Below are 314 nucleotides of genomic sequence, written 5' to 3' on the forward strand. Positions count from 1 at the left end.
GATCGTTTTTTCTGTTAAAAGCACTTTCATATAGGTCTCAATTGGCGAAAAGTGAAAATGCAAACCATCACCGATAATTCCTGTTTTAGGTACACCAAAACGCAACTCTACCGCTTGTTCATTTTGCTGAACAATATAAAAAGACTGGTACAGCCAAAAAAACACAGCAAGCAGAAGGAACAAAACAAAAAGCCCATTCCTGCCAAATTGTTTGAACTGATCCTGCCCTTTACGCAAAATATCATCAATATTGGGACTATTGTCACCGCCACTATTGCCACCAGAACCGAAAAGATTCTTAGCTGTTTTTTTTC

General features: G+C 38.2%; 1 pseudogene. It reads right to left on the reverse strand.

Going from position 1 to position 314, the window contains the following annotated elements:
* Positions 1–314: pseudogene (locus ACFIK8_RS12060) on the reverse strand (protease modulator HflK); the annotation flags it as partial.

Source organism: Bartonella sp. MR168JLCBS, assembly GCF_042194175.1.